We start from the raw sequence: 26,547 nt of genomic DNA on the forward strand, positions 1-26,547 counted from the left end.
TTATGCAACAGAATAAAACTGCTTCTCAACGAAACACTATTAGCCCGGCTTGCTGGGTGCCTACCGCTTATTTTGCAATGGGACTTCCTTTCATTGCTATTAATCTGGTTTCAGTTTTCATGTTTAAGGATCTTGGAATTTCGGATACGCAAATTGCATTCTGGACATCTCTAATTATGATGCCTTGGACACTGAAGTTCTTGTGGAGCCCTTTTCTTGAAATGTATAAGACGAAAAAATTCTTCGTATTAATAACAGAATTGTTGAGCGGTGTACTGTTTGGAATAGTAGCTTTTTCTTTGTTCTTCGATTATTTTTTCGCTATAAGTATCTCTACAATGGCAGTGATAGCTTTTAGTGGAGCCACACACGATATAGCTTGTGATGGTGTATATATGGCTGAATTGAACAAAGAAGATCAGGCAAAATATATCGGAGTGCAGGGTGCTTTTTATAATGTAGCCAAATTGGTCGCTAATGGAGGATTGGTTGCTATGGCGGGAGCACTGGCAGAACATTTTGGAGCGATAGAGGGTGCTTCAATAGATGCTAATAAAGGGGCATATTCATCTGCATGGATGATTATTTTCGGTGTGATTGCTGCAATAATGGTATTAATCGGTATTTACCACATCAGAATCTTACCTTCTACACAAGTACCTGTAACAACTAAAAAGTCGACTTCGGAAATTAAAAAAGAGTTAGTAGCAGTAATAGGGAACTTCTTTACTAAGAAACATATTTATTATTACATCGCTTTTATTATTTTATATCGACTGGCAGAAGGATTTATCATGAAAATAGCTCCGCTGTTTTTGCGTGCTTCAAGAGATGTAGGTGGTTTAGGATTGTCATTAACCGAGATCGGTACGCTGAATGGTATCTTTGGTTCTGCAGCTTTCGTTCTAGGTTCATTGTTGGCAGGAATTTATGTTTCTAAGTTCGGACTGAAAAAGACACTGTTCACTCTCTGTTGTATTTTTAATCTTCCGTTTGTAGCCTATACTTTTTTGGCAGTTGCGCAGCCTACTAATGTGTATCTAATCGGAACTTGTATAACAATGGAATATTTTGGCTATGGTTTTGGTTTTGTCGGACTGACGTTGTTTATGATGCAACAGATTGCTCCAGGAAAACATCAAATGTCGCATTACGCATTTGCTTCAGGGATTATGAACCTGGGAGTGATGCTTCCGGGAATGGTGAGCGGTTATCTTAGCGACTTGCTTGGGTATCGAAATTTCTTTATCTATGTATTAATCGCAACTATTCCAGCCTTCCTGATTACTTATTTCATTCCTTTCACGTATGATGATTCAAAAAAATAATAATATAAAAAATAACGATTATGAATAAAATTCAAATTCCTTGGGAAGATCGTCCTGTCGGATGTACGGACGTTATGTGGCGTTACTCACAAAATCCGGTTATCGGACGTTATCATATTCCTTCATCTAATAGTATATTCAATAGTGCTGTTGTTCCTTTTGAGGATGGTTTTGCCGGTGTATTCCGTTGTGATAACAAAGCGGTGCAAATGAATATCTTCACAGGTTTCAGTAAGGATGGTATTCATTGGGATATCAATCATGAACCTATCCAGTTTAAGGCTGGTAATACAGAAATGATTGAGTCGGAATATAAATATGATCCCCGTGTTACATGGATTGAAGATCGCTATTGGGTGACTTGGTGCAATGGTTATCATGGTCCTACAATTGGTATTGCATACACTTTTGACTTTAAGGAATTTTTCCAATGTGAGAATGCATTCCTGCCCTTCAACCGTAATGGCGTACTTTTCCCACAGAAAATTGATGGCAAGTATGCGATGTTAAGTCGCCCGAGTGACAATGGACATACTCCGTTCGGTGATATATATATCAGTTATAGCCCGGATATGAAATATTGGGGTGAACATCGCTGTGTAATGAAAGTGACTCCTTTTCCGGAAAGTGCTTGGCAGTGTACTAAGATTGGTGCAGGATCAGTGCCTTTCCTTACTGACGAAGGCTGGTTGCTGTTTTATCATGGTGTTATTACTACCTGCAACGGTTTCCGTTATGCTATGGGAGCTGCCATACTGGATAAAGATCATCCTGAAAAAGTCCTTTACCGTACACGTGAATACCTGATCGGTCCGGCTGCTCCTTATGAACTTCAAGGTGATGTTCCCAATGTTGTATTCCCTTGTGCTGCTTTGCAGGATGGTGAACGTGTGGCTGTTTATTATGGCGCAGCAGATACGGTGGTAGGTATGGCTTTCGGATATATAAAAGAGATTATCGATTTTACTAAGCGAACGAGTATCATTTAATTAAGATATGAAACGTATTATATTAACTTACACACTTGCTTTTTCCCTTCTTTCCGCATCTGCGGGGGAAGGGGGAAGCCCTCCCCTAAAAAATACGGATAAAGGTCTTTTGATAGATTATGTAGATCCTTTTATCGGAACTACTAATTTCGGGACTACCAATCCCGGAGCGATTTGTCCAAATGGTATGATGTCTGTGGTTCCTTTCAATGTGATGGGATCTTCTGAAAATACCTATGATAAAGACGCACGGTGGTGGTCTACGCCTTATGAATATACAAACTGTTTCTTTACCGGATATGCTCATGTAAATTTGAGTGGAGTCGGTTGTCCGGAATTAGGTTCTTTATTGCTGATGCCTACTACCGGAGAACTGAATGTGGATTATAAGGAATATGGTAGTAAGTATAAGGATGAACAGGCTTCACCGGGTTATTATTCTAATTATCTGACTAAATACAACGTAAAAACAGAAGTCTCGGCTACTCCTCGTACCGGTATTGCCCGTTTTACTTTTCCAAAAGGAAAAAGTCATATATTGTTGAATTTAGGTGAAGGATTAACGAATGAGAGCGGTGCCATGCTTCGTCGTGTAAGCGATTGTGAGGTGGAAGGAGTCAAATTGCTTGGTACATTCTGTTATAACCCTCAAGCTGTGTTTCCTATTTACTTTGTATTACGGGTTAAAAAGAACCCTTCTGCAACAGGGTATTGGAAGAAACAACGTGCGATGACGGGTGTTGAGGCTGAATGGGATCCGGACCAGGGAAAGTATAAACTTTATACTCGCTACGGAAAAGAAATAGCAGGAGATGACATCGGTACTTATTTCTCCTTCGACACAGAAGAAGGTGAGCAGGTAGAAGTACAAATGGGAGTTTCTTTTGTAAGTATAGAAAATGCCCGGTTGAATCTGGATCGTGAACAGGCTAGAAAGAATTTCGAGCAGATTCATGCTGAAGCACGCTCCAAATGGAATGATGACTTATCACGTATAACTGTAGAAGGTGGTACGGATGCTCAAAAAACTGTATTTTACACAGCACTTTACCATTTGCTGATTCATCCTAATATTTTGCAGGATGTAAACGGAGAATATCCGGCAATGGAAAGTGATAAGATTTTGACAACAAAAGGAGATCGCTATACTGTCTTTTCTCTTTGGGATACTTACCGCAATGTTCATCAATTGTTGACTTTGGTTTATCCGGAACGTCAGATGGAAATGGTACGTACAATGCTCGATATGTATCGCGAACATGGATGGTTGCCTAAATGGGAATTATATGGCAGGGAAACATTGACAATGGAAGGTGATCCGAGTATTCCGGTAATTGTAGATACCTGGATGAAAGGTTTGCGTGATTTTGATGTTGATTTGGCTTATGAAGCAATGTATAAATCTGCTACATTACCCGGAGCGGAAAACTTGATGCGTCCTGATAATGATGATTATATGTCCAAGGGATATGTGCCTCTTCGCGAACAGTATGACAATTCCGTATCTCATGCATTGGAATATTATATTGCTGATTTTGCGTTATCTCGCTTTGCAGAGGCTTTGGGTAAAAAGAAAGATGCAGAGATATTCTACAAGCGTTCTCTGGGATACAAACATTATTATAGCAAAGAATTTGGTACTTTCCGTCCGATTCTTCCGGATGGAACTTTTTACAGTCCGTTTAATCCGAGACAAGGAGAAAACTTTGAACCGAATCCCGGTTTCCATGAAGGTAATTCCTGGAATTATACATTCTATGTGCCACATGATGTATATGGCTTGGCAAAACTAATGGGTGGGAAGAAACCTTTTATTGATAAGCTACAAATGGTTTTTGACGAAGGGCTTTATGACCCGGCAAATGAACCGGATATTGCTTATGCCCATTTATTCTCATATTTTAAAGGTGAAGAATGGCGCACACAGAAAGAGACGCAACGTTTAATAGACAAGTACTTTACTTCCAAACCTGATGGTATTCCAGGAAACGATGATACGGGAACGATGTCTTCCTGGGCTATTTTCAATATGATTGGTTTTTATCCTGATTGTCCCGGACTACCCGAATATACATTGACGACTCCGGTTTTTAATAAGGTAACGATTCGGTTAGATCCGAAATGGTATAAAGAGAAAGAGCTAATAATTGAAACTAATCGCACTCAACCAGGAACTTTATATATTGATAAGGTACTGTTGAATGGTCAAAAGTTTAATAAATATCATATTACACATGATGAACTTGTTCACGGCAAATATTTAAAATTTGAATTGAAATAACACACAGTGTTTCATAGGTATTGTTTTTGGGTTGACAGGGCTGTCGGACTTCTTATGGTCCGGCAGCCCATTTTTTTACATTTACTTTTATTGTTACTTCTCGGAAAATAGCGACACTATATGCTCGGGATAGTGACGGTATCCGGCTAAAATAGCGTCACTATTTCTCCCGGATACCGTCATTATCTTATTTTCATTAGACTATACTCTGCCACATTTATAGTTATTCTCTGTTTTATAGGTGATTACAAAAATCTCTTTCATACGTCTACTATGTAAATTGTAGGCAATAAGATGAAAACAAGAAGAAATTTATTCAAACATATCCTTTGGATATTAATACTTGCAGAGTGTTTCCCTCTATTAGCGATTGCCGGATCGCAGCAAAAGGAACAACGTTATAAAATAGCTGTATGTGACTGGATGATTCTGAAGCGTCAGAAAATCGGTTCATTTCAATTGGTACATGAATTGAATGGTGACGGCGTCGAACTAGATATGGGTGGCCTTGGCAAGAGAGAAATGTTTGATAATAAATTGCGGGAACCTCATTTTCAGCAGCTATTTCGTGAAACTGCTCAAAAATATCAATTAGAGGTTTCTTCTATTGCTATGTCCGGTTTCTACGGACAGTCTTTTCTGGAACGTGCTAATTATAAAGAGTTGGTTCAAGACTGCCTTCATGCAATGAGAGTAATGAATACTAAAGTAGCTTTTCTTCCTTTGGGGGGAATCGAAACTGGATGGGAAAAGAATTCAGCACTTCGAACAGAAGTTGTAAAACGTTTGAAGGAGGTGGGAGATATGGCTGCTTCTGAAGGAGTAGTTATCGGCATTGAAACTCAACTGGATGCTAAAGGAGATGTGAAACTGCTGAAAGAAATTAATTCTCCGGGAATCAAGATCTATTTTAAATTTCAAAATGCATTGGAGAATGGAAGGGATTTATGTAAGGAATTGAAGATTCTGGGGAAAAAGAATATTTGCCAAATTCACTGTACGGATACAGATGGAGTGACTCTGCCTTTTAATGAACGATTGGACATGAATAAGGTGAAAAAGACTTTGGACAAGATGGGATGGAGTGGATGGCTAGTAGTAGAACGTTCACGTGATAAGGATGATGTGCGAAACGTAAAGAAGAATTATGGCTCGAATATTAAGTATTTGAAAGAAGTGTTTCAGTAAAGATAGGAGGATGATTATGATATAGTTAATATAACAAAGAGAGAGAAAAAAGCGCAAAATCTATTTTTTATCCTTTTAAGTGATTACATTTTTTTTGATTGTACGTCTTTCCTTAAAAGAACTTTTAGATTTTGAAGATATAATATATTATTTTTGTTTAAATTAAAATTTAATCTATGAAGAGTAAGATGAAGATTAAAATGAGGGTTGTCAGAAACCTATGGTACTTACCCATGGTTCTTTTCATTGCCTCTTGTGCGAAAGGTTTTGATAATAATGAAACCTTTTCGTCTGGAGTAAGTAATACCCAATTGCTATCTCCTGCAGAAGATGGTATTACATTTTCAAAGAGTGCTGATGAAAAAACATTCACAGTAAAATGGCCTGTTGTATTAGGAGCTAGCGCATATCAAGTATTGCTTCAAATAGTAGACGATCCAGAGAATCCGGAAACTGTATTAGATAAAACCGTTGATGGTTGTTCTTTGGAAGTTGAAATGAAAGAAGATACAAAATATCAGGTGGCAGTTAAATCATTAGGTAATGTAGAATATAATAACGCTGATGCGAAAGAAAGTTCTTTAGCACAGTGGTCTTCTTTGATACCTACAATAGCTACAATCCCTAGTGGTTCAGACATTGCAGAATGGTTTGCAGCTAATCCTATTCAGGATACTGGTGCTGAAATGGCATATGATTTGGAAGCTAATGGTACTTATACGTTAAATAGTCCACTTGATTTTGCAGGTTATTGGATTACATTCCGTGGAGATAAAATTCATCATCCTAAGGTAACAATGGGAACGAATGGTTTGATTAAAACAAGATACGGATTGAAAATTAAATATATTGATTTTGATTGTACAGGTGTTGATCAGGCTGCACAGTATGGCTCTTTTTTAACAATGAGTGAGACTCCTGATGAATCAACGTTGGTAGATGGGAAATGGTACCCGATGTTAATGCCTATTGTAATTCAATCATGTAATATCAAGGGCATAGCTAGAAGCTTGGTTTATAATGGTGGAAAGAATTATATTATTTCTGGATTGTATATTAAAGATTGTATTGTAGAATTAAATACTGCACAAGATTCAAAGAAACCTGTTATAAGTTTTACAGATGGAGGACGTGGATGTATTAATGATTTGGAGATTTCCAATTCTACGTTCTATGATTTATCTAAAGGCGGTAACTTTTTTATCCAATATGCAAATAATGCTGCAGGATCTACTAATTTGAGTTCTCTTTTCTCGAGTAGTAGTGTGAAGCTGTTAAATAATACCTTTTATAATGTTGCATATAGTAAGAATTTTGCTAATTATTCAGGTATGAAAAATAGTAAAGTTACTATTACTGTGATGAATAATATTTTTCAGCACTGTGGTACTGTACAAAAATTGTTTAATAGCGGTAATAAGCAATTCTCTAATAATGCATATTATGAGGAAGTGGATGGTGATGTTAATAAACAAAGTACAGATGGTAGTGAATTTCAGGAAGATCCGGGATTTACGAATCCTATATCTGGGAATTTTGCGGTGTCAAGTTCTACTATTATAGCCAAAAAAGTTGGGGATCCACGTTGGTTGCAATAAGTGAAGGATTGTTTAAATATGTAATTTAAAATAAGAATATATGCAAAAGAAATATTTATTTCTCAAGTGCTGCTTGTGTTTTTTGATGTTTTTTTGTGTGTCACTTCAAGCACAACAAGCGAGATCTGTTAGTGGTGTTGTAGTAGATGAAATAGGTGAACCTATTATTGGAGCTGCTGTAAAGATTGATGGAACTACGTTGGGAACGATTACTGATATGGATGGTAAGTTTGTTATATCTGTTCCTCCCAAGGGAAAAATAACCATTTCGTACATTGGATATACCAGTCAAACAATCTCTGATTTTAAGGATATGCGAATTGTTTTGAAAGAAGATTTAATGAAACTAGATGAAGTGGTTGTAGTAGGATATGGTACACAGAAGATGAAAAATGTGACAGGAGCTATTTCCACCGTTACTCCGACAGAAATTAGCGATTTATCTGTTGCTAGTTTAGGTAATGCATTAGGAGGAGTAGTGAATGGATTGGGCGTTAGTGGTGGTAACACTCGTCCCGGTGAAGGAGCTAGTCTTACAATTCGTCAAAATGATGTTGCTTCAAGCTTCTCTACAGGAGGCTCATCAAGTCCGGTATATGTTATTGATGACTATATTCAAGATGAAACAGCTTTCAATAATTTAGATGCAAGTGTAATTGAAAGTATTACAGTTTTGAAAGATGCTGCAGCTGCTGTCTATGGTGCACGTGCTGCTCAAGGTGTTATTTTAGTAAAGACAAAACGTGGTCAAATAGGTGCTCCGAAAATTTCATATAATGGTCAGTTTGGTTACACAGATGAAGTTTCTCGTGCAAAATTATTAAATGCATATGATTATGGTGTATTATGGAATGGTGTAGCATCAGCTCCGACTACAGATGGTTCTATTAATAATAGAACAGACTTATTTCAGGCTGATGAGCTAGCTGCGATGAGAAATCTGAATTATGATTTATTAAAAGATGAGTGGTCTGCTGCTTTCACACAGAAACATAGTATTAATGTTAGTGGCGGTACGGATCGTGCAACATATTTTGCCGGTATGTCTTATTACACTCAAGATGGTAATTTGGGCCGGTTGGATTATGATCGTTGGAACTATCGTGCAGGGGTTGATGCAAAAATAAGTAAATGGTTGAAAGCATCATTGCAGGTATCAGGTGACTATGGAAATCAGACAAAGGCATATAATAAAGTTGGTGGTGAGAATAGTGATACTGATTATAATACATTGTTGACTCATTTGAGATATATTCCAAGTTCTGTTGCTGGCCATTCTATGGCTGCATTAGGAGTAAGCAATTCAGAAGTTAAAGATATTCAAGCATATAACTATCGTTCTATTCAGGATTTGAATAACTATTCAAATAATAGAACTTCGAATATGACTTTGAATAGTTCGGTAGAATACGATTTCGGATGGAGTAGTATATTTAAAGGTTTGAAAATGAAGTTTTCATACTCGAAAAGTATCAATAATACGAAGGCTAATCAGTTAGGAACTAATGTGACCGTATATAAAATGTTGAATCGTGGTGGATCGGGTCAACATCTTTATACTGGTGATGATTTGGATCTTTCGGAAGCAAATTTCTCTGCTATTACAAAATCTAATGGTAATTTGATTAGACGACAAATGGATCGTGCTGATCAATATCAAATGAACTTTAATGTTTCCTATGCACGTAAATTTGGTCTTCATGATGTGAGTGCTTTGTTTTCTATAGAGAAAAGTGAGGCAGAATCTGAATATGTTTGGGGACAGGTTCTAGATCCGTTGAGTTTCAATGATGGTCAATCTAAAACAGCAAGTGGTACTCAAAGTACTGAATTTAGTCGTTCTGAATCAGGAATGTTGTCATACATCGGACGTGTGAATTATTCATATGCCGACAGATATCTGCTGGAGTTTTTGATTCGTTCAGATGCATCGACAAAGTTCGCCCCAGAGAACTATTGGGGAGTTTTTCCATCTCTGTCTCTTGGATGGGTTGTATCAGAAGAAAGCTGGTTTAAAGAACACGTGAAAGGTATTGATTTCTTGAAAGTTCGCGGATCATTTGGTATGCTGGGAAAAGATAATATCGCTGCTTGGAGTTGGTTGACGCTTTATAATCGTGATGCTAATAAAGGGGCAGTATTTGGAACAAGTGCATCCAATAATATAGGTGCCGGTATCTCTACTAATGTAAATAATGGTATTCCTAACCGTGATGCACATTGGGATAAAAGTTATCAGACGAATCTAGGTTTTGATATTCGTACATTAGACAGTCGTTTGTCAATAAACTTAGATGGATATTACAACATGCACCGTGATATGTTTATGAGTCCTCAAGGATCTGCTGCTCTACCTTCAACAGTTGGAACTAAACCTGCACCTACCAACTATGGTTCTGTGGATACTTATGGTGTTGAGATATCATTGGGCTGGAAAGATAATATTGGTAAAGACTTTAAATATTGGGTGAAATTGAATACAGGTTACAGTGATAATAAAGTGAAGAAAATGTATTGGCCTACTACTATTGCACAAGATCAACAACATCCTAATGAGCGGACAGATCTTGGTACGTGGGGATATCAATGTATAGGTATGTTCCGTAGTTATCAAGAAATTGAAGAATATTTTGAGAAATATATGAAAAAACCAGATGGTACATATGGTACATATTTAGGAAAGACAAAGGATGCAGTATTCCCTGGTATGTTGATTTATAAAGATATAAAAGGTCCATTGAATTCGGACGGAACATATCAAGCAGCTGATCATTCTGTAACAGATGTGGATAAAGTGAAAATATCTAATCGTTCTAATCCTTATAGCTTTACATTGAATTTCGGAGGTAGCTGGAAAGGTTTGTCTTTTAGTGCACAGCTTGGTGCTAGTTGGGGAGGATATAGTTTCGTTCCTAAAGAAGCGCGTGGTGTGTATAGTCCTATAACAAAACAAACCGATTATAAAGCTTTAGAATATTATAATATGCCTTCGTTCTGGTCAAATAACATGTATGTATATGAGAATGTATATGATGCACAAGGTAATATTGTAGCTGCTCAAAATAGAGATGCCAAATATCCTAACCTAATGTATTCACTCAATAGTGAAACCTCTACTTTCTGGAGGATTAGCGGAACTCGAGTTACTTTACGTAATTTGACTGTAGCATATTCTATTCCTAATGAATGGCTTAGAAAATTAGGAGTTGGTATCGAAAGTTGTCGTTTTAATTTGACTGGACAGAATCTGTTAAGCCTTTATAATCCATATCCTGATAATTTCATGGATCCTTTAACTGGTAATTATGGTGTTTATCCGGTTCTACGCAAATTTACATTAGGTGTTAATATTTCATTCTAAGAAAGGAAATAACTATGATAAATAGAATAACAAAATTCAGTGCAGTTGCTATTATGGCAACTACAGCACTTTTCTTCCAAGGGTGTAGTGATGAATTCTTACAAGATAAGAAAGCTTATGGTGCTGTTACATCTGAGGTTTATAATGACTATGAAGGTGCTAAAGGCCGCGTTAATATTTTGTATCAATATTTGCTTCCTAGTTCAACATCAGGGATCGGATTTGATACTCCAAGTGCAGGTGTGGCAGATGAATGTTCGCAATCAACAGAAGAATATGGAGGTTTCTCTGTTTTCATAGATCCGACTACGGAACTTGATTATACAACAGTACCTGATTATGCTTATCGTGAAATGAAGAATACAAGCCCTTATGGACGTATTCGTGAGTGTAATGATATTATTGAAGGTGTAACTGCTAGTACATTGACAGAAGAGCAAAAACGTGAATTATTGGGGCAGGCTTATTTTTTTCGTGCTTGGTGTTATTACAGATTAGTTAAGATTTATGGTGGTATGCCGATTATAGATCATGTACAAACACCGATGTTGAATGATGATGGAGGTTTGGATTTGTCCATTCCACGTTCAACTACGAAAGATTGTATTGATTTTATTTGTGATGATTTGGAAACAGCTTCTAATTATCTGCCTGTCAATTGGAATACTACTTTAAGTGCAGATTATGGACGTGTCACTGCTGGTACAGCATTAGCTTTACAAGGTCGTGCTCGGTTGCTTTATGCCAGTCCTTTATTTAATCGTGGAGATGATGAAGCGCGTTGGGATTTGGCTTACCAATCCAATGAAGCAGCAGTTAATAAATTGACAGAGGGAGGCTTTGGATTAGCTTATGCTGGTAATCCTGGTCGTAATGGTGGAAACTGGGCAAAGATGTTTTCTGATTACCAAAGTCCTGAAGCTGTATTTGTAACTTTATATAATACTATAAAAGAATCTGCAGGAACGAGTTATAACAAGAATAATTCATGGGAAAATTCTATTCGTCCTAAAAACACGTATGGAGGTGGTGGTAAAGCTACTACAGCACAAATGGTCGATTTATTTCCAATGGCCGATGGCATGAAACCGGGAGAGTCAAAATATGCATATGACTCGAAGTGTTTTTTCCTTAATCGTGATCCGCGTTTCTATCGTACATTTGCTTTCCCTGGTGTGATGTGGAGATTTAAAGGCGATCCAACATCTAAGGGGGTGGATTATCCATATACGGGTGATGAATATGTATTATGGAATTATACTTGGTACGATGATGAAAACAAGCAAATCGCAGAAGATCAGAGCGGCTATGGATCAGATGGATTGGCAACAAATGTAAAAGGAGTTTATGTTCGTAAGCGCTCTGATGATTTAGGTGTGAACTCTTCTCCATTGTATAATTATGATCTGACAGTAAGTGAACCATTTAAATGGAGCGGTGCTCCTTACATGGAAATGCGTTATGCAGAAGTTTTATTAAATTTAGCAGAATCAGCTTGTGGTATCAAGAATTACGATAAAGCCATCAGTATCTTAAAAGATATTCGTTTGCGTGCAGGTTATAGTGAATCTGATGTTGCAGCTTATGGTGATAAATTGGAGAGGATGGATCGTGGTGAGTTGTTTGGTGCTATTTTGTATGAACGTCAGATAGAATTAGCATACGAAGGCAAACGTTTTGATGATATGCGCCGCTGGATGTTATGGGATGGTGGTGTTGGACAAGAGGTCTTAAAATCTACTTGGAAATTGAGTGGATTTAATGGAAATACTTGTAATTATTTGAAAGTTACTCCATTTAATGAAACCCACCGTCGAACAGGTTTAGAGGTATGTGTGAATACTTCTTTTGGTACAGCTGAAGCAAAAATGGACGCTGATCCGATTGTAAAAGCTGGAATTACACGACCAGTCTTGAATTTGGATGATTCAAAAACTGTTTTAACAGAAAAGGCAAGCGAGGGAGCAACTAATACGGCTATTGATAATTTGGCAGATTTTTATCGTGCAAATTTATATCGTAAGACAACTCGTGTAGATGGTGATCCACAATATGAGATTAATTTCTTGCCAAAGTATTATTTCATAGGTTTTAAACAGAATTTTATGCAGAATAATGTAACATTGCTGCAGAATATAGGCTGGAATGATTATAATCAAAGTGGAGCATTAGGTACGTTTGATCCATTAGCTGAATAACTAAAAACTTAGATTAAAGATTAATATATCTCCAATACTTGTTTAAAGTGTTGGAGATATTTTTTAGATTAAAGAGTAGATTTGCTATAAATAATTAGCTCTACTGATTACAAATCTTTTTCTCTTTCGTCTTATTATTGTATTTTTGAATTAACAACTTCACTAAACCAAATAAAAATGAAGAAGAAACATGTATTATTAGCAGCTTTTGCTGCTGCAATGTTGACTCCGACTGTTGCATGGGCGCAATACCCACAAATAACCGACGAAGCCAAAGAAAACTATAAAAAGATGATGACCGAAGAGCGGAAGCGCTCTGATGAAGCATGGGCGAAGGCACTGCCAATAGTGCAGAAAGAAGCAAAAGAGGGACGTCCTTATATTCCTTGGGCTAGCCGTCCATGTGATTTGCCACAAGCGAATATACCGGCATTTCCTGGAGCAGAAGGAGGCGGTATGTATAGTTTCGGTGGTCGTGGCGGTAAAGTAATTACTGTGACTAATTTGAATGATCGTGGACCTGGATCTTTCCGTGAAGCTTGTGAAACAGGGGGCGCTCGTATTATCGTGTTCAATGTGGCAGGTATTATCCGTTTGGAGTCTCCGATTATAGTTCGTGCTCCTTATGTTACTATTGCAGGGCAAACAGCTCCCGGGGATGGCGTTTGCATTGCCGGCGAATCATTTTGGGTAGATACACATGATGTTGTTGTGCGTCATATGCGTTTCCGTCGTGGAGAAACAAAGGTTTGGCATCGTGATGACTCCTTTGGAGGTAATCCGATCGGTAACATCATGATAGACCATTGTTCTTGCTCATGGGGATTGGATGAGAATATTTCTTTCTATCGTCATATGTATGATCCTAGTGAAGGTCAATATGAAAGCAAAGATTTGAAACTTCCTACTGTAAATGTGACTATTCAGAATACAATCTCTGCAAAAGCATTGGATACATACAACCATGCATTTGGTAGCACTTTGGGAGGTGAAAACTGTGCATTTGCCCGTAACCTATGGGCTAGTAATGCAGGACGTAACCCTTCTATCGGTTGGAATGGAATATTCAACTTTGTCAATAATGTAGTGTTCAACTGGGTTCATCGTTCTTCTGACGGTGGTGATTATACCGCAATGTTCAATATGATTAATAACTACTACAAACCGGGACCTGCTACGCCGAAAGACTCTAATGTAGGACATCGTATTTTGAAGCCGGAAGCCGGACGTAGTAAATTGAACTATAAGGTATATGGACGTGTATATGCCGATGGAAATGTCATGGAAGGCTATCCTGCCATTACAGCAGACAACTGGAAAGGTGGTATCCAGATTGAAGATCAACCAAATACTGACGGATATACTGAAAATATACGAACTTATCAACCGTTTGAGATGCCGTATATCAAAGTTATGGGTGCAAATGATGCTTATGATTATGTATTGAAACATGCAGGTGCAACTATCCCTTGTCGTGATATTGTAGATGAACGTGTGATTGAAGAAGTGAAAACAGGCATTCCTTATTATGAAAAGAAACTTCCGAAAGATGCTTATGGCGATCTGACCGGCTTGTCTCCTAAATCAATGGGTGAGGACGGACAGTTTAAATATCGTCGTTTGCCGAAAGATTCTTATAAACAGGGTATTATTACTGATATTCGCCAGATGGGTGGATTCCCTGAATATAAAGGTACCCCTTACGTAGATACAGACGGTGACGGTATGCCGGATGAATGGGAAATTGCCAATGGCTTGAATCCGAATGATCCGAGTGATGCTAATAAAGATTGTACAGGTGACGGATATACTAATATTGAAAAATATATCAACGGTATCAGCACAAAGCATAAAGTAGATTGGAGAGATATGAAGAACAACTATGATACATTGGCTGAAAAAGGAAAATTAATGTAATCGCCGGTAAGATGCCGGAGCCAAGTTTTCTTTCGGCATCTTACTTTAAAAACAATATCAATGAAAAAGATACTGATACTATCATTGCTTTTTATTTTTAGTTGGATGTCCGCACAGGCAGTCGACTTAAATAAAGAGAATCGTGATCCTGAATATGTGAAGTCTATTGTCGGCCGATCCCAGAAGATCGTTGATAAACTTGGACTTACAGATGCGAAAATTGCCGAAGACGTTCGCAATATCATAGCCAATCGTTACTTCGAATTAAATGATATTTATGAAGTAAGGGATGCAAAAGTCAAGAAGGTAAAAGATTCAGGGTTGACCGGCGATGCTAAAAATGAAGCACTGAAAGCTGCCGAAAATGAAAAAGATGCGGCATTATACCGTTCACATTTCGCTTTTCCTGCCGATTTATCCCTCTTTCTTGATGAAAAGCAAATAGAGGCGGTGAAGGATGGCATGACTTATGGAGTGGTGAAAGTGACTTATGATTCACATCTGGACATGATTCCCACTTTGAAAGAAGAAGAAAAAGCCCAAATATATGCTTGGCTGATAGAGGCACGTGAATTCGCATTGGATGCAGAAAATTCGAACAAGAAACACGCTGCTTTCGGAAAGTACAAAGGACGTATCAATAATTACCTGGCTAAACGTGGATATGACCTGAAGAAAGAACGTGAGGAATGGTATAAACGTGTAAAAGCTCGTGGAGGTTCTCTATAATAAAAAAATAAGATACTATAAAAAGAAGCGAAATTCTTTCCCATTGTAAATGGTTAGTTTGTTTGATGGTGGAAAGGGTGGCTCGGAGAGTCGCCCTTTTATCATATATAAATTTTGAATCTGGTGATTCTTCCGTTATATTTGAGTACAAATTAGACTTATTATCGTCTCCTCTGTATAAAGGATACAATTATAGAATATAGAAATGAAAAAGTTAAGAAATACATTAGCTGCAATAAGTCTTCTGTTTTTGGCTTCTTGTGGAGGTAACAAAGACTACTATATGTTCACTTCATTTCATGAACCGGCTGATGAGGGATTGAGATACTTATATAGTGAGGATGGAATGCATTGGGATAGTATTCCGGGAATCTGGTTGAAACCGGAATTGGGGCAGCATCAACTAATGCGGGACCCTTCAATGGTGCGCACTCCGGATGGAACTTACCATTTGGTCTGGACTACAAGTTGGAAAGGCGATTTGGGGTTTGGTTACGCACATTCCAAAGACCTGATTCATTGGTCGGAGCAACAGATGATTCCTGTAATGGCAGACGAACCGACTACCATTAATGTATGGGCTCCGGAGATTTTCTATGACGACGAGAGTGAACAGTTTATGGTCGTATGGGCCTCTTGTGTCCCCGGACGTTTTGAAAAGGGGATAGAGGAAGAGAATAACAATCATCGTTTATACTATATCACTACAAAAGATTTTAAGACAGTTTCGAAAGCTAAACTTTTGTACGATCCGGGATTCAGCACCATTGATGCTGTCATAGTGAAACGGGCGAAGAATGACTATGTCATGGTGCTTAAGGATAATACCCGTCCGGAGCGTAATCTGAAAATCGCTTTTTCCGATTCTATGACCGGACCTTATTCGCCGGCATCCCAGCCTTTTACTGAATCCTTTGTAGAAGGACCGTCTGTAGAGAAGTTGGGCGATGATTATCTAATCTATTTTGATGTGTATAAGAAAAAAATATATGGTGCTATGCGTACAAAGGATTTCCGGAACTTTACAGACGTAACAGAAGAGGTAAGCATCCCTGTGGGACATAAGCATGGAACAATATTCAAAGCTCCGGAATCACTAGTAAAGGCATTGCTGGAAGAAAAGAAATAAATCCGGAACTAATTTAAAATCAGAAATAAATCATGAACAACTCTGCTAAAATTCTTTTTGTACTGGCTGCCGGATGGTTGACTACTACAGCCTTTGCACAAGATAGAATCCATTATACAGGAAAAGAATTATCAAATCCTGCTTATCACGACGGGCAACTGTCTCCGGTAGTCGGAGTGCATAATATTCAATTGGTACGTGCCAATCGCGAACATCCGGATGCTTCGAACGGCAATGGATGGACTTATAATCACCAGCCGATGCTCGCTTATTGGAATGGCCAGTTTTTCTATCAATACCTGGCAGACCCTTCTGATGAACACATACCGCCTTCACAGACTTTTCTGATGACTTCGAAGGATGGATATCATTGGACGAATCCGGAAATTGTATTCCCTCCTTATAAAGTGCCCGATGGATATACCAAAGAATCTCGTCCGGGTGTGCAGGCCAAAGATCTGATTGCCATTATGCACCAACGTGTTGGATTTTATGTCTCTAAATCCGGCAAACTGATTACAATGGGGAATTATGGAGTTGCTTTGGATAAAAAGGATGACCCCAATGATGGAAACGGTATTGGCCGCGTAGTTCGTGAAATAAAGAAAGACGGTTCTTTCGGACCGATCTATTTCATTTATTATAATCATGGATTTAATGAAAAGAATACCGATTATCCATATTTTAAGAAAAGTAAGGATCGTGAGTTTGTGAAAGCTTGCCAGGAAATTCTCGATAATCCGCTGTATATGATGCAGTGGGTGGAAGAAGCCGACCGTGAAGATCCTCTCATTCCGTTGAAGAAAGGATATAAAGCATTCAATTGTTATACATTGCCGGATGGACGTATTGCCAGTCTTTGGAAACATGCACTTACTTCTATCAGTGAGGATGGCGGACATACCTGGGCAGAACCGGTGCTTCGTGCAAAAGGCTTCGTAAATAGCAATGCAAAAATCTGGGGACAACGTCTAAGTGACGGAACGTATGCTACAGTATATAATCCATCGGAATTTCGTTGGCCGCTAGCTATCTCTTTGAGTAAAGATGGATTGGAATATACGACATTAAATTTAGTGCATGGTGAAATCACTCCAATGCGCTATGGAGGAAATTATAAATCATACGGTCCCCAATATCCACGTGGTATTCAGGAAGGTAATGGAATACCTGCAGATGGTGATTTATGGGTTTCTTACAGCGTGAATAAGGAAGATATGTGGATTTCCCGCATTCCTGTTCCGGTAGAGATAAATGCTTCAGCACATGCGGACGATGATTTCTCAAACAATAAATCAATTGCAGAACTGACTGACTGGAATATTTATTCTCCGGTTTGGGCTCCGGTTTCTCTGGAAGGTCAATGGCTGAAACTGCAAGATAAAGACCCGTTTGATTATGCAAAAGTGGAACGAAAAATACCGGCTTCTAAAGAGTTGAAAGTATCATTCGATTTGAAAGCCGGGCAAAATGATAAAGGTACCCTTCAGATTGAATTCCTGGATGAGAATGGAATAGCATGTTCCCGTATGGAACTTACTGATGATGGAATTTTCCGAATGAAAGGTGGCTCTCGGTTTGCAAATATGATGAAATATGAAGCAGGAAAGGTTTATCACGTGGAAGCAGTTCTTTCAACTGCCGATCGTAATATTCAAGTATATGTAGATGGTAAAAGAGTAGGACTGCGTATGTTCTACGCACCTGTGGCTGCTGTTGAACGGATCGTATTCCGTACCGGTGTACCTCGTACATTCCCGACTGTAGATACTCCTGCCGATCAGACTTATGATCTGCCAAATGCAGGTGCACAAGATTCATTGGCAGGATATGGTATTGCCAATGTGAAAACATCTTCTACGGATAAAGATGCATCTTCTGCTTTTTTAAAGTATGCTGATTTCAGTCATTATGCAGACTATTTCAACCACATGGAAGATGAGAACATCGTTCAGGCAATTCCTAATGCAAAAGCCTCGGAATGGATGGAGGAAAATATTCCTTTGTTTGAATGCCCGCAACATAACTTTGAAGAGATGTATTATTATCGTTGGTGGTCATTGCGTAAGCATATCAAAGAAACTCCTGTAGGATATGGTATGACGGAGTTCCTCGTTCAGCGTTCCTATTCTGATAAATATAACCTGATCGCTTGTGCGATCGGACATCATATTTATGAGAGCCGTTGGTTACGTGACCCTAAATATCTGGATCAGATTATTCATACATGGTATCGTGGCAATGACGGCGGTCCGATGAAGAAAATGGATAAGTTCAGCTCATGGAATGCGGATGCTGTATTGGCCCGTTATATGGTAGATGGGGATAAAGATTTTATGCTGGATATGAAAAAAGATCTGGAAACTGAATATCAACGTTGGGAACGTACGAACCGTTTGAAGAATGGATTGTACTGGCAGGGGGATGTACAGGATGGAATGGAAGAATCTATCAGTGGTGGACGGAAGAAAAAATATGCCCGCCCGACAATCAATAGTTATATGTATGGCAATGCCAAAGCACTTTCATGTATGGGAATTCTTTCCGGTGATGAAGGAATGGCTATGAAATATGGTATGAGAGCAGACACATTGAGAAATCTGGTAGAGAATGAGTTGTGGAATACCCGTCACCAGTTTTTTGAGACGATGCGTACGGATTCTTCAGCAAATGTCCGTGAAGCAATCGGATATATTCCCTGGTATTTCAACCTGCCGGATACGACAAAGAAATATGAAGTTGCCTGGAAAGAGATTCTGGATGAAAAAGGTTTCTCTGCTCCTTATGGATTAACTACTGCAGAACGTCGTCATCCGGAATTCCGTACACGTGGAGTGGGTAAGTGTGAGTGGGATGGGGCTATCTGGCCGTTTGCTTCTGCACAGACATTGACAGCAATGGCTAACTTTATGAATAATTATCCGCAGACCGTATTGTCTGACAGTGTATATTTCCGTCAGATGGAATTGTATGTGGAGTCACAGTACCATCGTGGTCGTCCTTACATTGGCGAATATCTGGATGAAGTGACCGGTTATTGGTTGAAAGGGGATCAGGAGCGCAGCCGCTACTATAATCATTCTACTTTCAACGATTTGATGATTACAGGACTGATTGGACTTCGTCCGCGTCTGGATAATACAATTGAAGTAAATCCATTGATCCCTGTCGACAACTGGGATTGGTTCTGCTTGGATAATGTGCTATATCACGGTCATAATTTGACGATTCTTTGGGATAAGAACGGCGATCGTTATCATTGTGGAAAAGGCTTACGCATTTTTGTGGATGGTAAAGAAGTCGGTTATGCAGATACATTGACAAGAATCGTTTGCAAGGATGTACTCAAATAATCATTTATCTGATAATATAGATAGGATAGTCTGAACAATGAATATAAAGAAATATCTCCTTCTTTTTCTTTGCCTGCCATGTTTTATGCAGGCAAAGACTATAACAATCAGCCGCCTTACCTGTGAAATGCAGGAAGGTCTGGTAGTGGTCGAAGGTTCACCTCGCTTGGGATGGGTGATGGAATCGCCGGAAAATGGAACGCGACAATCAGCTTATGAGATTGACATCCGGGAAGCTTTTACAGGACGTTCCGTTTGGAATAGTGGAAAAGTCTATTCTACACAGAGCCAGCTGGTTTCTATAGAGGGGGCAGATATACGGCCTGATAATCAATTTAATTATAGTTGGCGGGTTCGTGTTTGGGATGAGACAGATGCACCCTCTGAATGGAGTCGTGAAGCAAAGTTTCGCTCTGCTTCTTCAAGACTTTCCGAAGGAAAATGGATTGGAGCTATCACTCGTCAGAATGCTCATTTACCGGAAGGACGCAAGTTTCATGGTGGAGAGTTGAAGAAACCGGAGGTAAAGGCAGCTTGGGAAGCAGTGGACACTTTAGCAAAGAAAAGTATTTGTTTGCGAAGAACATTCCAGGTGGGAGATAAGACAGAAGGGAATACAAACCGCCAATCGGGCAAGAAAATAGTAGAAGCAACTGCATACGTTTGTGGTTTGGGATTCTATGAATTCTCTTTGAATGGCAAGAAAGTAGGCAACAGTGAATTTGCTCCGCTGTGGAGTGATTATGATAAAACTGTTTACTATAACACGTATGATGTAACGGAACAATTGCGGCATGGTGAGAATGCCGTGGGAATCTTATTGGGGAATGGATTCTATAATGTGCAAGGAGGACGTTATCGCAAATTACAGATAAGTTTTGGTCCTCCTACACTTTTATTTGAACTGGTTATTAATTACGAAGATGGAACATCTACAACACTTCGTTCTGACAATGACTGGAAATATGATTTTAGTCCGGTAACTTTCAATTGCATATATGGAGGTGAGGATTACGATGCTCGTCGTGAGCAAAAAGGATGGAATCAGGTTGGCTTTGATGATAGTCATTGGCGTCCGGTAGTTATACAGGAAGCTCCTAAAGGAATACTACGTCCACAGATGGCGCCTCCGGTGAAAATCATGGAACGATATGATATTCAAAAGGTAACCAAACTAAATGCAGAACAGATTGCTTCAGCTTCTAAATCGACTAAAAGAACTGTCGATCCTTCTGCTTTCGTGTTGGATATGGGGCAAAATCTGGCTGGCTTTCCGGAAATAACAGTACGTGGTAAACGTGGACAGAAAGTAACTCTGCTCGTAGCCGAAGCATTGACAGATGAAGGTGCCTGTAATCAGCGACAAACGGGACGTCAACACTATTATGAATATACACTGAAAGGTGAAGGTGACGAAACCTGGCATCCTCGTTTCTCTTATTACGGTTTTAGATATATTCAAGTCGAGGGGGCTGTCTTAAAAGGTCAAAAGAATCTGCAGAGATTGCCTGTGTTGAAGAATATTCAATCCTGTTTCGTCTTTAATTCAGCTAAGAAAGTTTCCACTTTCGAATCATCCAACCGAATATTTAATGCTGCCCATCGATTGATCGAAAAAGCAGTGCGTAGCAATATGCAGTCTGTGTTTACAGATTGTCCGCATCGTGAAAAACTAGGCTGGCTGGAACAGGTGCATCTGAATGGTCCTGGGCTATTATACAACTATGATTTGACAGCTTATGCTCCGCAGATTATGCAGAATATGGCAGATGCGCAACATGCCAACGGTGCCATGCCGACAACTGCTCCGGAATACGTGGTTTTTGAAGGTCCGGGCATGGATGCATTTGCCGAATCTCCGGAATGGGGTGGTTCTCTGGTTATTTTCCCATTTATGTACTATGAGACGTATGGAGATGACTCGTTGATTAAGAAATATTATCCGAATATGCGCCGTTATGTGGATTATCTGAAGACTCGTGCAGAGATGGGTATTCTTTCTTTCGGCTTGGGAGATTGGTATGATTACGGAGATTTTCGTGCCGGATTCTCTAGGAATACACCGGTTCCCCTGGTGGCTACCGCGCATTATTATATGACAGTAATGTTTTTAATAAAAGCTGCGAAAATGGTTGGCAATGACTTTGACATTCATTATTATACTTCTTTGGCACATGAAATACTTGCCTCATTTAATAAATGTTTTCTCAATAAAGAGACAGCACAGTATGGTACAGGGAGCCAATGTAGTAATGCACTTCCGTTATTCCTCCAGATGACGCAGGATTCAGATGAACAAGGCAGTTATCAACCGGATGCAAAGTTGGATGAGAAAGTACTTATGAATCTGATTAAAGATGTGGAAGCACATGGCAATCGCTTAACGACCGGTGATGTGGGTAACCGCTATCTGATTCAGACGTTGGCGCGTAATGGTCAGCACGAACTTATTTATAAGATGTTCAATCACGAAGAAGCTCCAGGATATGGCTTCCAGTTGAAATTCGGTGCTACCACCTTAACCGAGCAATGGGATCCCCGCCAAGGTTCTTCCTGGAATCACTTTATGATGGGACAGATTGATGAATGGTTCTTTAATTCGCTGGTCGGTATCCGCCCATCTACTACCTATCAAAAGTTTATCATCGCTCCCCAGCCTGTAGGAGATTTGAAATATGTCAAAGCATCGTATGAAACTTTATACGGTACTATTGTTGTAGATTGGACTAGCCAGAACGGAATTTTCACTTTAAACATATCTGTTCCGGTGAATACTACGGCTGTCGTTTATCTTCCGGGAGAAAAAGAACCCAAAGAGATACAGAGTGGAACATATCAATTGGTTTGTGCAAGATGAAAGAACCTTTTGCATATATTTGTAGAATTAAAAAAACAATGTATTCATAGAAAAAGCCACGCAGCATCTTTATTTTAATCATATAGCATGTTTGAAAAAAACATTTTAATGATTGTATTCAAACATTGGGAAGAAAAAAAGATTCTATTAGCATGATTTTTTAGAAGACAATGATGAAATATAATTTAATAATATCGATTATGAATTTACGGACAACTTTTCTCGTCTTTCTTTGCTTCTGTGCAACCACAATTCTCCGTGCCGAGCGTGTGGATATGTTGAAGACCGGTGCAAAAGCAAATGGTAAGGCTCTTAATACAAAGCTAATCAATTCAACGATTGATCGTTTGAACCGTGGCGGCGGAGGTACTCTTTTCTTTCCTGCCGGGACTTACCTGACAGGAAGTATTCATCTGAAAAGCAACATTACACTGGAGTTGGAAGCCGGAGCTACTTTGCTCTTTTCTGACAACTTCGATGACTATCTTCCTTTTGTCGAGGTTCGTCACGAAGGAGTGATGATGAAAAGTTTCCAGCCTTTGATCTATGCGGTAGATGCCGAGAATATTACCATCAAAGGAGAAGGAACTTTGGACGGACAGGGAAAGAAATGGTGGATGGAGTTCTTTCGTGTCATGATTGATTTGAAAGATAACGGCATGCGTGATATAAATAAATATCAGCCGATGTGGGATGCAGCAAACGATACGACAGCGATTTATGCTGAAACGAATAAGGATTATGTAACTACGTTGCAGCGTCGCTTTTTCCGTCCTCTGTTTATCCAGCCCGTTCGTTGTAAGAAAGTAAAGATTGAAGGAGTGAAAATTATCAATTCTCCTTTCTGGACGGTGAATCCTGAATTTTGCGATAATGTAATAATAAAGGGGATAACTATTGATAATGCCCCTTCACCAAATACAGACGGGGTTAATCCGGAATCCTGCCGCAATGTGCATATCAGTGACTGCCATATATCAGTGGGGGACGATTGCATAACAATCAAGTCCGGAAGAGATGCGCAGGCCCGTCGTTTGGGAGTACCTTGCGAAAATATCACCATAACCAACTGTACCATGCTTTCCGGCCATGGAGGCGTTGTTATCGGCAGTGAGATGAGTGGAAGTGTGCGTAAAGTGACTATTTCCAATTGCGTATTTGACGGAACGGATCGTGGAATCCGCATCAAGTCAACCCGTGGAAGGGGAGGAGTCGTTGAAGACATTCGCGTTAGCAACGTTGTTATGAGTAATATTAAACAGGAAGCAGTCGTGCTGAATTTGAAATATAGTAAAATGCCTGCGGAACCAAAGAGTGAACGCACTCCGATCTTCCGTAACGTACATATCAGTGGAATGACTGTGACAGATGTAAAGACTCCAATCAAAATAGTGGGTTTGGAAGAAGCGCCGATATCTGACATTGTTTTGCGTGATATTCATATTCAGGGAGGAAAACAGAAATGTATCTTTGAAAATTGTGAGCGTATCACGATGGATGATGTGATCGTCAATGGTGAAGAGATTAAAATGTAATCCTGCTCTGCATCTGATGTCTTTATGATGACTTACTTAGAATCAAATAATTAAAAATGAAACGAATCCTTTTTACCATGCTTCTTGCCGCATCTCTTTCGGCTGAAGCGCAGACACAAACATACGAGACGGAATTTGCCCGTCCCTTGAATGAAGTACTGACGGATATTCAAAACCGTTTCGGAGTCCGCCTGAAATATGATATTGATACAGTGGGAAAAGTGTTGCCTTATGCCGACTTTCGTATTCGTCCTTATTCTGTAGAAGAATCCCTGACGAATGTATTGGCACCTTTCGATTATAAATTTGTCAAACAGAAAGGAAATATGTATAAGCTAAAAGCGTATGAATATCCACGTCGTACGGATGCAGACGGAGAAAAGATGCTGGCTTATTTGAATACTCTTTATGCAGATCGACAGGCTTTTGAACTTCGCGTTGATTCTTTGAAAAAAGAAGTGCGTCAACGTTTGGGTATCGACACTTTACTAGCTCAATGTGTTAAATCCAAACCTATTCTTTCGAAGATACGTAAGTTTGATGGCTATACAGTGCAGAATTTTGCACTTGAAACACTTCCCGGCTTATATGTTTGCGGTTCTATCTACACACCTCAATCAAAAGGAAAACATGCGTTGATTATTTGTCCTAACGGACATTTTGGTGGCGGACGTTATCGTGAGGACCAGCAACAACGTATGGGCACTTTAGCACGTATGGGAGCTATTTGTGTGGATTATGATTTGTTCGGATGGGGAGAGTCGGCTTTACAAGTTGGCAGTGCGGCACATCGTAGTAGTGCGGCGCACACTATTCAGGCAATGAATAGCTTGTTGATTCTTGAGTCTATGCTTGCTTCCCGTAAGGATATTGATACCAGTCGTATCGGTACAAATGGTGGTTCAGGAGGGGGCACTCATACTGTTTTGTTGAGTGTATTAGATGATCGTTTTACTGCTTCTGCTCCCGTGGTGAGCCTTGCTTCTCACTTTGACGGTGGCTGTCCGTGTGAAAGCGGAATGCCCATTCAACTTTCTGCAGGAGGAACCTGTAATGCGGAGCTAGCTGCTACTTTTGCCCCTCGTCCACAACTCGTGGTATCTGATGGTGGCGACTGGACGGCTAGTGTTCCTACTCTTGAATTTCCTTATTTGCAACGAATTTATGGATTCTATAACGCGAAAGACAAAGTAACGAATGTACATCTCCCCAAGGAGAAACATGACTTTGGTCCGAACAAACGGAATGCTGTTTATGATTTCTTCGCAGACGTGTTCAAGTTGGACAAAAAGATGCTGGACGAAAGCAAAGTTACCATTGAACCGGAATCTGCTATGTATAGTTTTGGAGAAAAAGGAGCTTTGCTTCCCGAAGGTGCAATCCGGTCATTTGACAAGGTAGCCGCCTATTTTGACAAGAAGGCCTTTGCTGATTTAAAATCAGATGCTTCTCTTGAAAAGAAAGCCATGGACTGGGTAGCTTCTTTAAAGTTGGATGATGAGAAAAAGGCAGGTTTTGCGGCAACAGCTATTTATAACCATCTTCGTAAAGTTCGCGACTGGCACAATGAGCATCCCTATACAACAATTCCCGAGGGTATCAATCCTCTTACAGGCAAGCCGCTTTCCAAGCTCGACCGTGAAATGATTGCAGATTCTGCTATGCCGAAAGAAGTACATGAAAGGCTAATGAAAGAGTTACGCAGAGTATTGACTGAAGAACAGATAGAACAAATCCTCGATAAATATACGGTAGGTAAAGTCGCTTTTACCTTGAAAGGTTATCAGACCATTGTGCCCAATATGACAGAGGAGGAAACTGCTTACGTCCTGGAACAGTTGAAGCTGGCTCGCGAACAGGCTATTGACTATAAGAATATGAAGCAGATCTCTGCCATCTTCGAAATTTATAAAACCAAATGCGAACAGTATTTCAATGAGCATGGTCGTAACTGGCGTCAGATGTTCAAGGATTATGTGAATAAACGACAGGAAGAAAAGAAGGCTCAAGAAAAGAAATAGAATTACTTGATTTGAATATAAGAAGCTAAAAAAGGTAGCAATCCGTATGATGTAGAGGATTGC

14 protein-coding genes are annotated in these 26,547 nt (G+C 39.4%); all 14 read left to right on the forward strand.

All coding sequences use genetic code 11. The features are described 5' to 3' along the window. Positions 1–2 precede the first annotated feature (2 nt). The 14 genes from NQ505_RS17405 (at position 3) to NQ505_RS17470 (ending at position 26,484) form a co-directional block, all read left to right on the forward strand. Positions 3–1,328, forward strand: coding sequence for an MFS transporter (locus tag NQ505_RS17405; RefSeq protein WP_008999518.1), 1,326 nt, complete (start codon positions 3–5; stop codon positions 1,326–1,328). A 20-nt stretch (positions 1,329–1,348) separates the two neighbouring features. Beyond that, positions 1,349–2,317: a 1,4-beta-mannosyl-N-acetylglucosamine phosphorylase gene (locus NQ505_RS17410; protein WP_117933585.1), complete on the forward strand. Its 969-nt coding sequence runs from the start codon at positions 1,349–1,351 to the stop codon at positions 2,315–2,317. 7 nt (positions 2,318–2,324) lie between these two features. Next, positions 2,325–4,598, forward strand: a complete 2,274-nt coding sequence (locus NQ505_RS17415; protein WP_008999519.1) for a GH92 family glycosyl hydrolase — start codon at positions 2,325–2,327, stop codon at positions 4,596–4,598. A 294-nt stretch (positions 4,599–4,892) separates the two neighbouring features. Continuing rightward, positions 4,893–5,786, forward strand: a complete 894-nt coding sequence (locus NQ505_RS17420; protein ID WP_008999520.1) for a sugar phosphate isomerase/epimerase family protein — start codon at positions 4,893–4,895, stop codon at positions 5,784–5,786. A 176-nt stretch (positions 5,787–5,962) separates the two neighbouring features. Further along, positions 5,963–7,384 carry a DUF4992 family lipoprotein gene (locus NQ505_RS17425; protein ID WP_008999521.1) on the forward strand — a complete coding sequence of 474 codons (1,422 nt, stop codon included), beginning with the start codon at positions 5,963–5,965 and terminating at the stop codon, positions 7,382–7,384. Between the two features lie 40 nt (positions 7,385–7,424). Then, the gene (locus tag NQ505_RS17430; RefSeq protein WP_008999522.1) at positions 7,425–10,745 is read left to right on the forward strand and encodes a SusC/RagA family TonB-linked outer membrane protein; all 3,321 of its coding nucleotides are present in this window, start codon (positions 7,425–7,427) and stop codon (positions 10,743–10,745) included. Positions 10,746–10,759: 14 nt separating this feature from the next. Then, positions 10,760–12,943 (forward strand): RagB/SusD family nutrient uptake outer membrane protein, encoded by a 2,184-nt coding sequence (locus NQ505_RS17435; protein WP_008999523.1) that lies wholly within the window; start codon positions 10,760–10,762, stop codon positions 12,941–12,943. A 177-nt stretch (positions 12,944–13,120) separates the two neighbouring features. Beyond that, entirely contained in the window at positions 13,121–14,860 is a 1,740-nt protein-coding gene (locus NQ505_RS17440) for a thrombospondin type 3 repeat-containing protein (RefSeq protein ID WP_008999524.1), read from the forward strand. Between the two features lie 60 nt (positions 14,861–14,920). Continuing rightward, entirely contained in the window at positions 14,921–15,589 is a 669-nt protein-coding gene (locus NQ505_RS17445; protein WP_008999526.1) for a DUF3826 domain-containing protein, read from the forward strand. Between the two features lie 205 nt (positions 15,590–15,794). Beyond that, on the forward strand, positions 15,795–16,718 hold the full coding sequence (locus tag NQ505_RS17450) for a glycoside hydrolase family 43 protein (protein WP_008999527.1): 924 nt from the start codon (positions 15,795–15,797) through the stop codon (positions 16,716–16,718). 32 nt (positions 16,719–16,750) lie between these two features. After that, positions 16,751–20,071 carry an MGH1-like glycoside hydrolase domain-containing protein gene (locus NQ505_RS17455; protein ID WP_008999528.1) on the forward strand — a complete coding sequence of 1,107 codons (3,321 nt, stop codon included), beginning with the start codon at positions 16,751–16,753 and terminating at the stop codon, positions 20,069–20,071. A gap of 37 nt (positions 20,072–20,108) precedes the next feature. Further along, positions 20,109–22,928 (forward strand): glycoside hydrolase family 78 protein, encoded by a 2,820-nt coding sequence (locus tag NQ505_RS17460; protein WP_032853582.1) that lies wholly within the window; start codon positions 20,109–20,111, stop codon positions 22,926–22,928. Positions 22,929–23,128: 200 nt separating this feature from the next. Next, on the forward strand, positions 23,129–24,463 hold the full coding sequence (locus NQ505_RS17465) for a glycoside hydrolase family 28 protein (protein WP_008999530.1): 1,335 nt from the start codon (positions 23,129–23,131) through the stop codon (positions 24,461–24,463). Positions 24,464–24,519: 56 nt separating this feature from the next. Beyond that, complete coding sequence (locus NQ505_RS17470; RefSeq protein WP_008999531.1) at positions 24,520–26,484, forward strand: DUF3826 domain-containing protein; 1,965 nt, start codon at positions 24,520–24,522, stop codon at positions 26,482–26,484. Positions 26,485–26,547: the final 63 nt, after the last annotated feature.

The sequence above is a fragment of the Bacteroides sp. D2 genome, from assembly GCF_025147085.1.
Classification (GTDB): domain Bacteria; phylum Bacteroidota; class Bacteroidia; order Bacteroidales; family Bacteroidaceae; genus Bacteroides.